11 protein-coding genes are annotated in these 13,792 nt (G+C 45.3%); 4 read left to right on the top strand and 7 right to left on the bottom strand.

Annotated elements, in window-relative coordinates:
* Positions 1–48 precede the first annotated feature (48 nt).
* From U9J37_RS05805 to U9J37_RS05795, 3 genes are all read left to right on the top strand, one after another.
* A complete protein-coding gene (locus U9J37_RS05805; protein ID WP_005474978.1) occupies positions 49–789 on the top strand; it encodes an ABC transporter permease in 741 nt (246 codons plus the stop codon).
* A gap of 3 nt (positions 790–792) precedes the next feature.
* Complete coding sequence (locus U9J37_RS05800; protein ID WP_005474963.1) at positions 793–1,470, top strand: ABC transporter permease; 678 nt, start codon at positions 793–795, stop codon at positions 1,468–1,470.
* A 142-nt stretch (positions 1,471–1,612) separates the two neighbouring features.
* A complete protein-coding gene (locus U9J37_RS05795; protein WP_043887270.1) occupies positions 1,613–4,333 on the top strand; it encodes an ImpA family metalloprotease in 2,721 nt (906 codons plus the stop codon).
* A gap of 50 nt (positions 4,334–4,383) precedes the next feature.
* On the opposite strand, the gene U9J37_RS05790 is transcribed toward U9J37_RS05795, so the two are convergent.
* Positions 4,384–6,066, bottom strand: coding sequence for an aspartate:alanine antiporter (locus U9J37_RS05790; protein WP_038191153.1), 1,683 nt, complete (start codon positions 6,064–6,066; stop codon positions 4,384–4,386).
* Between the two features lie 192 nt (positions 6,067–6,258).
* Positions 6,259–6,528, bottom strand: a complete 270-nt coding sequence (locus tag U9J37_RS05785) for a GrxA family glutaredoxin (RefSeq protein WP_038134227.1) — start codon at positions 6,526–6,528, stop codon at positions 6,259–6,261.
* A gap of 266 nt (positions 6,529–6,794) precedes the next feature.
* Here U9J37_RS05785 and U9J37_RS05780 point away from each other — a divergent pair, with 266 nt between their 5' ends.
* On the top strand, positions 6,795–8,054 hold the full coding sequence (locus U9J37_RS05780; RefSeq protein ID WP_322413939.1) for an iron-containing alcohol dehydrogenase: 1,260 nt from the start codon (positions 6,795–6,797) through the stop codon (positions 8,052–8,054).
* A 26-nt stretch (positions 8,055–8,080) separates the two neighbouring features.
* Here U9J37_RS05780 and U9J37_RS05775 read toward each other — a convergent pair whose 3' ends face one another.
* The 5 genes from U9J37_RS05775 to U9J37_RS05755 all read right to left on the bottom strand — a co-directional run bounded on the left by U9J37_RS05775 (position 8,081) and on the right by U9J37_RS05755 (position 13,500).
* Complete coding sequence (locus U9J37_RS05775; RefSeq protein WP_005474070.1) at positions 8,081–8,935, bottom strand: MurR/RpiR family transcriptional regulator; 855 nt, start codon at positions 8,933–8,935, stop codon at positions 8,081–8,083.
* 282 nt (positions 8,936–9,217) lie between these two features.
* On the bottom strand, positions 9,218–10,864 hold the full coding sequence (panP, locus tag U9J37_RS05770) for a pyridoxal-dependent aspartate 1-decarboxylase PanP (protein ID WP_005474061.1): 1,647 nt from the start codon (positions 10,862–10,864) through the stop codon (positions 9,218–9,220).
* Positions 10,865–11,005: 141 nt separating this feature from the next.
* Positions 11,006–11,518, bottom strand: coding sequence for a hypothetical protein (locus tag U9J37_RS05765; RefSeq protein ID WP_005474104.1), 513 nt, complete (start codon positions 11,516–11,518; stop codon positions 11,006–11,008).
* A 140-nt stretch (positions 11,519–11,658) separates the two neighbouring features.
* On the bottom strand, positions 11,659–12,564 hold the full coding sequence (locus U9J37_RS05760; RefSeq protein WP_005474108.1) for a LysO family transporter: 906 nt from the start codon (positions 12,562–12,564) through the stop codon (positions 11,659–11,661).
* 15 nt (positions 12,565–12,579) lie between these two features.
* Positions 12,580–13,500, bottom strand: a complete 921-nt coding sequence (locus tag U9J37_RS05755; protein WP_005474131.1) for an HDOD domain-containing protein — start codon at positions 13,498–13,500, stop codon at positions 12,580–12,582.
* Positions 13,501–13,792 lie beyond the last annotated feature (292 nt).

Below are 13,792 nucleotides of genomic sequence, written 5' to 3'. Positions count from 1 at the left end.
TAATCAGCGGCCAAGTTATATTTGAGTCTAGGGATCAGGAACTCACCTATGCTAGATCTACAAGGATACGAAGCCTCAATATTCAAAGGGGCCATAGTGACCATAGAAGTGGCACTACTTTCATTATTGCTCGCTGTTGTATTGGGCATGCTTGGTGCGCTTGCAAAAATGGCACCTTACCGTTGGGCGAGAGCCATCGCTACTCTCTACACAACAGTAATTCGCGGCATTCCCGATTTAGTCCTCATGATGCTGATTTTCTTCGGTGGACAAATCTTACTTAACAATAGTCTGTATTCCATCAATGAGTCGCTTAACGAGTGGTTTGCTTCTAGCGATCCAAATCATGAGTGGACATCTTACTTGCCTGATTATATTGATGTCAGTCCTTTCATTGCGGGGGTGTTGACGATCGGTTTTATCTTCGGTGCATACATGGCGGAAACCTTCCGTGGTGCGATCATGGCGGTTGATAAAGGCGAACTTGAAGCGGGTAAAGCTTATGGTATGAGTCCAATCATGTCATTTCGTCGAATTCTTTTACCACAGATGATTCGTCATGCTTTGCCTGGCTTTGGTAATAACTGGCTGGTATTGCTCAAGACCACCGCTCTGGTCTCCATCATCGGTTTAGAAGATATGGTTCGCGTGAGTGCGTTAGCGGCAGGCTCAACAAAAATGCCATTTACATTTTATATGGCGGTCGCGATGATTTTCCTTCTATTCACCAGCATCTCAACGGGCCTTCTTAAGGTGGTTGAGCGCAAATTTAGCATTCATGCGAGGTAGAGTATGGACTTTTCATTGATCGTCGAAAGTTTACCTGTCTACTTGGAAGGTTTGTGGACGACCGTATGGCTGGTTTGCCTTGCATTGGTCATCGGTTTAGTTGTTGCCATACCACTTGGTGTTGCTCGCAATAGCCAGAGCTATTTTATTTCAGGACCAAGTTGGGCGTTTATTTACTTCTTCCGTGGTACCCCGTTACTGATTCAACTCTATTTGATCTACTACGGAATGGATCAGTTTTTCCCAGTTAAAGACACGCTGTGGGAGAATGCTTGGTTCTGTGCTTTAGTCGCATTTGTACTCAATACCTCCGCTTATACAGCAGAGATCATCCGTGGCGCCATCAACGGTTTACCAAAAGGTGAAGTGGAAGCTGCGAAAGCTTATGGCATGAGTCATTTTATGACTTACCGAAGAATCATTTTGCCAAGTGCGTTGAGACGAGCGTTGCCAGCTTACAGTAATGAAGTGATCTTCATGCTTCACGGAAGCGCAGTTGCAGGCATCGTGACTATCGTTGACTTAACGGGTGCTGCTAGATTGGTGAATTCGCGTTACTACGCGCCGTTTGAGTCTTTCTTAACGGCCGGATTATTCTATATGGCGCTGACCTTTATCATTCTTTGGTGTTTCAAACATGCCGAGAAGCGCTTCTTGGCTTACCTAAGACCTCTGAGCTAAGCAAAAACGGCACCTTTTGGTGCCGTTGTTATTTTCGTTTTGTTATCACGCTTCAAACTTTCAAATTCGCTTTTCACCACCAGATTACTTTGCCTCTTTGCTCACTTACACTCGCGATACTGACATAACAATAATCAAGAACATGAGTAAAAAACAGACATACACAGGTTTAGCCTTTACCTTATCTTTCTTTCTAATAGGTTGCGGTGGCGGAGGAGGTAGTGATTCGCCCGCAAAGGAGACGTTAACCGAAGTAGAAAGAGCACTTATCTCCGGAAATGCACTTGCCGTGAAAGACGCGAATGCGTTTATCTCTTACAACCGAACATGGGTTGCAAGTCATAAAAAGGTATTTGATCAGGTCAAAAAGTCCATTAATGGTGAGACAAGCGGCTTATTCTGGGATCCGACTCATGACGCGGCGATTTTGTCTCCAACCTATGGTTTCAACGATACCATCTTAATGACCAATAAAGCGATGCAAGATGGCTACACGGATCAGACGCTATCGATTGGTGTCGCTGGAGTTGAACCCAGTCGATATGCCGTGTTAGCAAGTAATCCATTTCGTACGTCAAAGCGCTTTCCATCATCGGTCAATGACCAAATGGCACAATGGATGGATAACTTACTGGTTTGGCTAAATGGGGCTCCATTCGCTGGCGAGACCAAGGTGGTCATAGCGCAAATGGATCAGTCTTACTACTTTCCAGACGAGACAGCAACGCGAGAGTGGCTAGATGCTCGTTACGGAAACAGGCTCAAATATAACGACGCAAACACTTGTGACGGTGCATCGCTGCTGGCTTGTGTTGAAGCCAAACCTAATTTACTGATTCTCTCTCAGCATCTTGAGCAAGCAGACGAGCTTGAGTTGGTCAAGCAGGCTGTGGCGAGAGCTAAGCAACTTAACATCCCCTTCTTGTATCTACATTGGGATGGCGGAATGACCGCATTAGGACAATCGCTGTTTCGCGAATTTCGCGTCAACTATGTTGGCGATAACTACTGGCGCAAGCTCGGTGTTTCCGATTGGAATGGTAACGAACTACTGAATACGGTTCCTGAACACATTGAGTTGCAGCAAGCATTACTCAAACGTTTGGAGGATGACTCATTCACGGTTGATTTAACCCTATGTGACGACAAATCCTGTCCCGATGAGGCGAACATGGCGACGGAGTTTTACTCCGCGGCGCAAAGTATTCGAAATCAGCTAGGTTCGTTGGATGAGCAGGGGATTCGTTTGTTCGACTCAAAAGGCTATGAGTATGAAAAATCGATTGTGCTATTGGCAGACCACTTTCGCCAAGACGTACAGTTCCCAATGGATAAAAGCACCACAGAGCGTATCAATTTTCTGCGTTCCTACTTTGCTGACTACGTTCAGTACAATAGCCGCGACATTAACCCCGCGCAGCCAGACATGGGTAACTTCAGCCGCAGCGAATTCGATGATCAAGTCGAGCGCGTTACCCATACCGTAAATCTGGATTCAAAACGGAACTTTCGCGCTGCGGGTGTTTATGCTTTGCCTGGAGAAACATTCACTGTTACCCGAAATGATCGCTCTCCGGTGACAACAAAAATTGTCGTCAACACATTGCGAAGCGGCGCCACGCATGAGTTTTCCAAAAATGGTTACTCTAGACCTAAATTGCTAACGTCACATGCCTACACTGTACAACCTGGTGAAACGATTCACTTAACGTCGTCCTACGGTGGCCCTGTTCAAGTACACTTTAATACCAATAATCAACCTGTGAAGCTTACATTCCAAGGCGTGGCCCGTCATCCCGTTTGGCGAAGTAGTGAAGATAACGAGAATTTTGTGACTCAACTGAATGCGGGCCAATTTGACTGGGCGGAGTTGATAACCCCGGGTTTCGAAGTACATTCAAAAACAGACAAAATGATGGAATCAATCGGCGCGGAGGACTGGGCACAACCTGCCGATATGGCACTAGCAACCGAGCGCTACGTTCATAACTTGCCTCATGCACTGGCGGGATTTAAAGGACCGGGAATTGATAGGATCGTCGATATCCATCAATACGCTGAAACCAAAGGTTGGCAGATCGAAACGATTGATATCGTGAAACACATGAATGCGGACCAAGCGACGTGTGGTTATGGCTGCTCTGGAAATCCATATGATGCGTATTGGTCTTTCCACCCATTGGGGCATGGAGATTTGCACGAACTTGGTCATGGATTAGAAAAAGGGCGTTTCAGATTTGCTGACTGGGAAGGACACTCGACAACGAATTATTACTCCTACTACAGTAAGTCACGCTACCTCGCTGAGACGGGTAGGGAATCAACCTGCCAGAATTTGGATTTTGCTGGTCAATACCAGCTGTTGCAACAAAGTCGTTTGAACCCAGACCCTAACGCTTTTATGGCGGCACAAAATCAGACTGGCTGGAGTTGGGGCGCACGAGTTTTTATCCAAATTATGATGCAAGCAGAGAACCAAGGTGTGGTTAACAATGGTTGGCATTTGCTTGGTCGGTTGCATATCTTGGAACGAGAGTTCAATCGCCTAAAAAGTGATGATGAACTCTGGTTGGCAAACCGAGCCAACATTGGTTTTACGAGCTACAGTCGTGATGAAGCAAATGCAATCAGCAATAACGATTGGCTGCTAATTGCATTTAGTACGATAACCAGCCGCGATATGCGCCAGTACTTGGATATGTGGGGATTCAGCTTCTCGGACAAAGCGAAGCAAGAGGTGATCGCGAAGAGCCTAGAGTCGATGCCTCTGAGCTACTTTGCAACAAGTGGGACGGGCTATTGCCGAGATGAGTTCGCGAAGACAGAGATTCCTGTTGATGGGACAACCGTTTGGCCGCTATAAGCAGTAAACAAAAAGAGGAGGCAATGCCTCCTCTTTTACGTTGTCTGGGGTCAACTCAATATTATCAAAATAGTACCTGCCAACGTCATCAAGATATTGGCGATAGCATATGTGCCCGCATAGCCTAAGGCTGGAATCGTCGACTTCGCATAGTCATTCACAATGTCCATCGCCGGAGCGCAAGTGCGCGCACCAATGATGGCACCAAACAACAAGGCTCGGTTCATCTTAAGTAAGTAGGCGCCAACTAAGTAAGCACAAACAACAGGCAGTACACTGACCAAAAATGCTAACCCGATGACCTGAACGCCCACTTGTGATAGATGCTCAAACATTTTTCCACCGGCACTTAAGCCAATGCCGACCATGAATATCATCAAACCTAAGTCTTTGACCATGTTGAGCGCCCCTTGAGGGACATAGCCGAACGTAGGGTGATTCGCACGTAAGAACCCTAAGGTAATGCCAGAGAGTAAAAGACCAACCGCATTACCCAAGCCAAATGACACATGCCCGAAGGTCATTGTGATCAAGCCGAACATGATGCCAAGAATAAAAAAGCTACAAAAAGCGAGCAGATCCGCCATTTGGCTATGAATTGAGATGAAACCGATTTTCTCTGCAAGACCATGGACGCGACTTTTCTCGCCACTGACTTGCAGGACATCACCTTTGGCTAGAACAATGTCCAAGTCCATCGGCATTTCAATTTGAGCGCGAACTACACGGTTCAAGAAACAGCCGTATTCAGACAGGTTGAGGTCAGAAAGACGCTTTCCTGCAATCGCATCACTTTTCACGACGATTTCTTCTTCGACGATGCGTAGATCGAGCAGGTTACGATCAAATACTTCTTTGCCGTTTCTAAAGCTTGGGTCAAGGCGAGCGTGGCTATCAGGGAAGCCGACTAACGCTATTTCGTCACCTTCTTGCAAAATGGCGTCACCATCAGGGTGAGCGAGAATCCCATTACGACGGATTCGTTCAATATAACAACCTGTTTGACGATAAATACCCAGCTCTCGAAGGTTTTTGCCATCAATCCAATCGATCAGCTCCTGGCCGACTCGGTAAGCGCGGATGATCGGTAAGTAGACCTTTCTTTGCCCAGTGCTACCAAGCCCACGTTCTTGAGCAATTTGCTGGGCGGAATCCGATAAGTTTTGTTTTTGTAACTTGGGTAACAGCTTTGCAAACATGATCATGCTGATCAGTCCAATCAGGTAAGCCATCGCGTAGCCCACAGAAAGATTCTCAAGCACCAACGAGAAGTCCATGTTGCGTGGAACCGTTGCTAGACCTGAAGTTAATGCATCCTGGGCGCCAACTAAAACAGGAGTCGAGGTGAGTGCACCTGCCATCATACCGGCTGATAATCCGAACCCTAAGCCGAGGTAATGACTGCCAAAGTAAGTGATGCACACAGCTGTCGACAACACCACCATACTCAATATGAAATAGTGTTTACCATCACGGAAGAAAATACCAAAGAAGTTTGGCCCTGCTTCTATACCAACACAGTAAATAAACAGCATGAAACCAATGGTTAATGCGTCAGCGTTGAAGGTGAAACCAAGGTGTCCCATGACCAACGCGGTAACCAATACGCCGATTGAATTACCAAGTTGAAGGTTTCCGAAACGAATTTTGCCAATCGCGAGACCGATGGCGAGAACCACAAAAATGAGGAGGATAGGGTTTTGCTCGAGCAATTGTACGACGTCGATGTTCACTGGGCAGGTCTTGTATTTTGCCGGGGTAAGTTAAGTATGTGAATTGTATCTCAATGCTGTGAAATGGATAGTGAAATTTTTTATATTTTACTCTGAGTTTACATAACAAGAACGAATGCCAAATATCGGTCAAGCGGAGCTAACTATAGGCATTAAAAAAGCCGCGTTAAGCGGCTTTCTTGAAACAGTGGATTACTCGTCGTCGAATAAACCTAGGTGCTCTTTTGCGTATGCTTCGAAGTCATCACAACCACCGATGTGGTCTTGGTCGATAAAGATTTGAGGTACAGTCTCAACCGGTTTGCCTACTGTCTTCTCTAGGTCAGCTTTCGAGATGCCTTCCGCATGAATGTCTACATAGCGGTAGTTGAAGTCATCGCGCTTTGCTTTAAGCGTTTCTGCGTGCTCTTTCGCACGAACACAGTATGGGCAAGCTGGGCGACCAAAGATAACTACGAACATATTCTTTCTCCTATTTTTTGTTAAAGCAACTATGCCCGATCCAGAGTCGGAAATAAAGAAGCAATTACCTGTTGTTTCGATAGATGAAACCTATTGACGAAAATTTGATCGGTACTAGTGAGTTCGCGGTATAAAAAGCGAATTTGGTCGATAAAACACTATTATTAACAAGGTTATTTTGTACAAGTTGCACCAGTTCAATTTTATTTCACCTAGACAAAGGCATGCTAGAAAGAGTTTAGGCTTGCTTAAGGGGAGTCCTGTTTATGTTTCAGTTTATGACCTCCACAAGAATCATATTTGGTGAAGGAGCGCTTCAGTCCTCGCTGTCTGTACTCAACCAGTTTGGGTATAGCGTTTTATTGGTTTCCGGAAAAACGACTGATCGTGCCTCAGTGCTTATCAATTATCTCAAATCACAAAACATGCGTTATCAGCATGTTGCTATATCTGGCGAACCCAATATCACAATGGTTGAAGAAACGGCGTTAGTCGGACGCAAGTTCAAGCCAGATATGGTGGTGGCGATAGGTGGTGGTAGCGTACTTGATATGGGTAAAGCGCTCGCTGCTGTGATACCCAATCAAGGGGATGTGTATGACTATGTTGAGGTGGTAGGGCGAAATGTCCCTCTTAAATCGAAACCTTTACCCTTTATTGCCATTCCAACGACTGCAAGCACGGGATCGGAAGTGACTAAAAATGCTGTGCTGCGCTCAGGACAGGATCAAGTGAAAGTCAGCCTTCGTAGCCCTGATATGCTCGCTGACGTTGCGATCGTTGACCCAACGTTAACCTATGGCACCGATCTCTATACTTCGGGTAGAGGGGCCATGGATACCTTTACTCATTTAATGGAAGCATACGTGTGTGGTGATCCTAATCCATTAACGGATATGATTTGCGAAGAGGGACTCCGACGGTTAAGCCGCTCGTTACTTGCAGGGTGTATTGACGATGATTTTCGAGCCCGCTCTGATTTGTCTTTTGCGGCGATGCTAGGAGGCATGGCCATTACCAATGCGAAATTAGGTGCGGCTCACGGACTTGCGTCTGCACTAGGGGGGAAGTTGGAAGCACCGCACAGCGTTATTACGGCTAGACTTGCTCCTCACGTTATGGCTGAGAACATCAAGGTAGCGCAACAGCAGGGAAGAAACGATTTGTTAAGCCGCTATACCCATATGGCGAAGCTGTTAACTGGGAAAGAAGACGCAAGTCGAGAAGAAGCGATCACTTGGGTAAGTTGGGCGCTCGCTAAGCTAAACTTGCCGCAACTCAGTCAGTTTGGGGTGTGCGCAACGTCGTTTGAAACGGTCGCGGAAGATGCGCTTAAATCTGTGGCGATTCGTGGCAACCCAATACCACTGACGAAAGAGAGGCTCACTTACATTCTTGAGCAAGTGTGCGAATGTCGGGGTGATTGTGAGCAAGCTCAGCCTGTTGGTGAGCTGTCGAAAACGGAACTGATCCACAGTAGTGGTTATGTGGAGCCAAACAAAACGTCAAACTTACAACAAGAGTAATAAAAAAGGAGCCTAAGGCTCCTTTTTTAAAACTGAGATAGCTTGTCGTAACGAGAATCTTTTAATGCGTCTTTAACACGCTTAAGGTTCTCTCTAAAGCCTGTGCCTCTGCGCAATGTAAAGCCTGTTGCAAGAACGTCAATCACGGTCATCTGAACAACTCGACTTGCCATTGGCATGTACACGTCTGTGTCTTCTGGGACATCAAGAGAAATCGACAATGAACTTGCTTTATCAAGCGGTGAATCTTTCGCGGTAATCGCTATCACCGTTGCACCATTTTCGCGAGCAAGGTTGGCAATTTCAACCAGACTTTTGGTACGACCTGTATGAGAAATCAACACAACCACATCATTGTCAGTACAGTTAATACAACTCATGCGCTGCATTACGATGTCTTCAAAACAAGTGATTGGAATATTGAAGCGAATGAACTTGTTTTGCGCGTCTTTCGCCACTGCAGAAGACGCACCCAAACCGAAAAACGAAATTCGTTTCGCTTGGGTTAGCAGATCTACAGCACGATTGATTTGCATCGAATCAAGGCTATTTTTCGCAACATCCAGACACGCCATAGTCGATTCAAAAATCTTGTGCGTGTAGGCGTCTGGTCCATCGTCTTCTTCAACGTTACGATTTACGTAAGGCGTACCGTTCGCCAAACTTTGGGCCAAATGCAGTTTAAAGTCTGGAAAACCTTTGGTATCCAAGCGTCGACAGAAGCGGTTAACCGTTGGCTCACTTACATCAGCCATCTTTGCCAGCGTAGCAATACTAGAGTGAATCGCAGTTTGTGGAGACGCCATAATAACTTCCGCTACTTTGCGTTCTGACTTACTGAAATTCTCTAGGTTTTTCTGAATTTTTTCTAATGTGTTCATAGTGTTCACGAGGGTAAGAGAACAACTCGCTAGACATACCAATCGAAATATTCGAGAGGAAACAAACTGTTCCCTAATAGGTACTCACTATCTAGCGCCATAGGGCCAGTATAAACCTAAGCCATAGGTTTACAGTAACAATTATCGGCTCGAAGTGGTGATAATATGACAAGCCTCAAACTAAATTTTGTCAAAACTACACAAATGAAATCTAACCCGCACATTTCATTGCTTATTTGGCCAGTATTGTTGCTCGAATTACAAGATCTTAGAAAGAAACTTTCACTTGTTGCTGATTGAATCGACGACTGATTCGATTCTAGCCATTAAATTCGGTGCTGTTTTTGCGATCTCACGTTGCTCGACCAAAACAGAGCTAAGAATGTCTCGGCTGGTTAACGGGTTGGCTAACACCACTCGGAATACGATGGTATTCAAACGCTCCCACTGACTAGGATTTAAACGAGTCCTTGATACGAAGGACTTACCCGTTTCACGCTGACGCTTTTGAATGTATTTCGTTAACTCGTTGAGAAGCTCATTGAGTTCTGCTTTTTGGGTGGAGTCTGCTTTTTCTAACGCGTGACGCACATGAGTTGGGATGTAGCGATAGGTAAGTAAACACAGTTCTGGTTCTGAAACGAGTTCAAAGTCAGGCTGCTGTTTGATCAATGAAGCAAAGTACTTGGCTTTCTCGATACTCTGATCGATCAACAATTCATACCCAGGACGGCTGATAATGTGCATGGCTGCGTAAACCAGCATCGCCATACCGGAACGCGATCCTTCCAGTGTGTGGCTACCAAGGTCTTTCGAGCCCTTACGCAGAATATATTGAGCGTGGTGTTCAATAGACTTCATAGCGTCTGGGTTTTTAAACAGCACCATTCCCGCACCCATTGGGATGTAGAGCTGCTTATGCGCATCAATAGTCACTGAGTCAGCCAGTTCCACCCCATCGAGCAATTGACGGTAGTTGTTTGACATTAAAGTCGCGCCACCCCAAGCAGCGTCGACGTGGAAATGGCAGTCTTCTTGTGAACAAATATTGGCGATATCACGCAAAGGATCGATATTGCCTGTTTCCGTCGTGCCAGCTACCCCAATCACAGCGAAAGGTTTGATGTTGCTTTGCTTTAACTCGGCGATTTTCTCTTGCAAGGCAACAGGGTCGATGCGGTTGTTGTTGTCTGTTTTGACAGCAACCAACCCTTCTTGGCCGATGCCTAAAACATCTGCGGCTTTTTTCAATGAGTAGTGGCCGCGCTCTGAAACCAATACCGCTAATCCTTCATAGCCGTAATGCTTCATCGCTTTAAATAAGCCTTCTTTTTCTACACCTTTGAACTCACCTTGTGCTCTCAGCGCATTATTGCGAGCGACCCAAAGCGCGGTGATGTTGGCGATGGTACCACCCGAGCAGAAAGCGCCAAGGGAATGATTTGCGCTGTGCATCCACTGGCTGTAGAAAGAGTCTTCGCGGTGATAGATAAGGCGATGCAGCATCCCAAGAACTTGACGCTCTAGCGGAGTAAACGCTTTTGATGTCTCAATTTTCACCAAGTTTTGGTTAAGTGCGATCATGATTTTAGACAAGGGCATTAGAAAATAGGGTAATGCGGATGTCATATGACCAATGAAGCTTGGTGCCGAAGTATGGACGGAGTGAGAGACGAGTGTATCGAGCAGGTGTTGTGTATGGTCCGAAACGAACTCCGGTTGCTCAGGAATCGTCGCGTTAGAGAAATCTTTCTCAATCTCCCAAAGCGGTTTTTCTTCAGCAACGATATGCTCACGCAAAAACTTATTTAAGTTGCGTGATAGCTCTTCGTCAATTTGGGTTAGCGTTGAGTCTGGCCCTTCAGGTACTGTGAAAATTCGAAGTAAACTTTCGAAGCTCACATCAGCCGTTTTATGTTCAGATACCATACAGCTACATTGCTCTAATCTTTTTTCTTGCAAGCGGGACAATCTAAACGAAAACGGGCACAAAGTCCCGTTTTAAATTCGCTAATCTTAGTTTTAAGTCCGTCAAATTGGTTGCGATTTGAGCGAAAAATCGGCAATACGTTATTGACAGTTAATCGACTCCAACTCTTTGATCGCTGCATTATAGCGCTGCAATGCGGAGTCGATTTTTGTAGGGTGACTTAAAAGATCGGCAAACGCTGAACGCAATTCGTAGTTCTTTTCGTGTGGCTTGGCTTGGCGGTCTGCAAAAGTGGTTTTGGCCAGTTGCCCTAGCTCATCACTACGCGACGCAAGCACTTTGATGTCTTTTTGTTCCAACTGTAACCAACCTTCGACGGGTTGGGCTGTTGCAACTTTCGTTGCGTCATTGTCAAGGTAGTAGTGGACAGCGGCACGATTAAGCTCAAAGTGATTCACACGACCGTTCAGAAACCATTTAGAAACTTCGGCTAAATCCGGATATTGCTCAGCAGTGAGTTTTGACAAATCTTCATACCAATGCAGTGATGCATCGATATAAGCATCGTATTTTTTTGATAGACAAGCATTGTCGGCTGCAACAGCGAGGGACGATGAGGCACTTAGAGCGAGTGCAACAATCAGGCGTTTCATATTGATTCCTTTTGAATAATCGTTCTTATAGGCTCCGTAGATTGTATTTCAATTCTACGGGCGACTTTAAATTAGGGCTTTCTAAATTAATATTGAGCGTCGTGGTTAATATAGTGAATTTTGACAATGATTCCTGAGATCTAGCTTGCAAGAGAGACAAAGAACAGCATCATAACTGGCACAAGCAGACTGAGAATAAACCCACTGACGATAGCAATAGGCACGCATCGAACGCCACCTGTGGTTTGTATGACCGGCAAAGTAAAGTCCATGGCTGTTGCACCCGCGTAGCCGATTGCAGTGCATGGTCGCGTGCGAATGAATAAAGGAATCAGCACCAATGCGATCAACTCTCGCAGCAGCTCAATCATAAATGACGCGCCACCGTAAATCGGACCAAATGCATCACCCATCAAGATGCCTGCTAATGAATACCAGCCAAATCCAGAAGACATCGCGAGCGCTTTGAATAGGTCAATTTCGAGGATTTGCGCGGCAATAATCCCTCCAAGCATCGAGCTCACTATAATGAGTAATGCAATCACCATCCCATGCTTGTTGAGAAGTATTTGGCGTAATGTTAGACCGCTATTGCGCAATTGGATACCAATGAAGAACAGCAATAAGAAGAGAATCCATTCGCTCGCGGTATCGACCCAATTGAGTTCATAAGGCAGTGCCAATCCGACAATTAAACCGCTGCCGACCACAAGGATGAGTTTAACTGATTCCAACGCCATACTAGACAAGGGAAGTTTGCTATTGCTGGCGTCGGTTTGGATGGGTAAAAACTTATCGACTAAGGGCAATACCGCTAGGTTAGCTAAGCTCAGGCAAGTAAAGAACACCGCAGTGAACTTTAAAATAATTTGCAGATTTTGCCCGAGGTTGTCGAGGGCAGCCAAGCTCAAACCCATCAGTGCAAGTATGACGTAGATAAGGTTTGAGGTGGTCTTATTGATTTTATTGAGCAGTGACTGGCTTGATATCGAAATGAAATACCCGACAACAAGCGGGGTAAAGATAAACAACATCCCTGAAAACATGATACTTCCTGTACATTACAATCCACTCGCGCTGATTAACTCATCAATTTGCGCATTGAACTCAATATCACTTAAATTACTGAGTTTGTACAGTATATCCGCACCTGTAACGTCAAATTCTACCGAATGTTCATCTATGTTTTCGTCTTGACGGCGGAACATTAAGATATGATTTGCGATTCTCGCCAACGCAAGATAGCTGACCGCTTTCTCCGATGGTTTAATCGCTTGATTTGAAGCAACCTCTAAGAAGTCATCATCAAACCCCCAGCTTTCTAAAACAAGTTTGCTCGCTTTGGAACATTGATTGTCGAAGATCTGGAAAGCGATTTCTTCGTCAAGGTAGTTGCCATTTTCCAAATAGTAGTGGTACTCGTTGACGATACAGAAAAGACCGATGTCAGCGAGCAAACCAGTAAGTAGCGCTTTGTCCGCTTCTAGGTGCTTGTATGCCTGTGAGCCACTTTCACGGAATCCTTTTGCCACTAGGACCATCGTTGCCGCCAATTCGCGAGAATTCGCCGCACTTTGAACTAAGATTTTGTTGCAAGAACCGCTTAAATTGACAGAGTGTTTCAACTGCTCAATCGCTTGTGCAGTCACGATATCTCGTACTCGAAGAATGCCCAACCGAGACACCGCGGTAACCAAGTCGGTACATGTGATGTTTCGGCGGTTAAATATCACCGAATTTGCCACGCGAATAACAATAGCGGCGAGCCCAGGATCTTCCAACAGTGAGTCTGCGACATCTGCTACCGTGGTTGTATCTTGGGTGCACAAACGCTGAATCTTTAAGACTACGTCAGGAATTGGAGGAAGTGATATTTTCTTATTAGCGATAGAATGCTCAATAAGTTGAGAAAACTCAGTCTCAATACCTTTGACTAATAGGTCTTTATTTTGTGGGAGCCAGTAAAATGCTAGGTGATTCATACAGTATTAGAAAGTAAATTCAACGTTTACAGTGTAACGTTTCTCTCTGTATTTAAGCAAACAATTGCTTTCTAATATTGATATTTTTCGCAACGACATATTTCACGAGCGAAATTGCTCGCACTTCTGCATGGTGGGGACTTAGGCGTGATTGATCTCTCATAAAATTCGTCATTAAGTTTAATCGATGTGACGTATGCACAGACTTATTTCGTTTCGTTAACTATCATTTGGGTACTTGCTGTGGTTGGACGAACAACATTATAAATTTCATAGTTCAACCGACAGATTT

This window comes from Vibrio sp. 16, from assembly GCF_963681195.1.
Classification (GTDB): Bacteria; Pseudomonadota; Gammaproteobacteria; order Enterobacterales; family Vibrionaceae; genus Vibrio; species Vibrio sinaloensis_D.
Note: the sequence above shows the minus strand (reverse complement) of the source record. Positions and strands in the feature narration are given on the sequence as shown.

What these genes read in the sequence shown, in the direction of transcription:
- U9J37_RS05760 (WP_005474108.1), bottom strand. Translation starts at nt 12,564, where the DNA reads ATGTTTTCAGGGATGTTGTTTATCTTTACCCCGCTTGTTGTCGGGTAT.
- U9J37_RS05800 (WP_005474963.1), top strand. Translation starts at nt 793, where the DNA reads ATGGACTTTTCATTGATCGTCGAAAGTTTACCTGTCTACTTGGAAGGT.
- U9J37_RS05780 (WP_322413939.1), top strand. Translation starts at nt 6,795, where the DNA reads ATGTTTCAGTTTATGACCTCCACAAGAATCATATTTGGTGAAGGAGCG.
- U9J37_RS05795 (WP_043887270.1), top strand. Translation starts at nt 1,613, where the DNA reads ATGAGTAAAAAACAGACATACACAGGTTTAGCCTTTACCTTATCTTTC.
- U9J37_RS05805 (WP_005474978.1), top strand. Translation starts at nt 49, where the DNA reads ATGCTAGATCTACAAGGATACGAAGCCTCAATATTCAAAGGGGCCATA.
- U9J37_RS05765 (WP_005474104.1), bottom strand. Translation starts at nt 11,518, where the DNA reads ATGAAACGCCTGATTGTTGCACTCGCTCTAAGTGCCTCATCGTCCCTC.
- U9J37_RS05755 (WP_005474131.1), bottom strand. Translation starts at nt 13,500, where the DNA reads ATGAATCACCTAGCATTTTACTGGCTCCCACAAAATAAAGACCTATTA.
- panP (WP_005474061.1), bottom strand. Translation starts at nt 10,864, where the DNA reads ATGGTATCTGAACATAAAACGGCTGATGTGAGCTTCGAAAGTTTACTT.
- U9J37_RS05785 (WP_038134227.1), bottom strand. Translation starts at nt 6,528, where the DNA reads ATGTTCGTAGTTATCTTTGGTCGCCCAGCTTGCCCATACTGTGTTCGT.
- U9J37_RS05775 (WP_005474070.1), bottom strand. Translation starts at nt 8,935, where the DNA reads ATGAACACATTAGAAAAAATTCAGAAAAACCTAGAGAATTTCAGTAAG.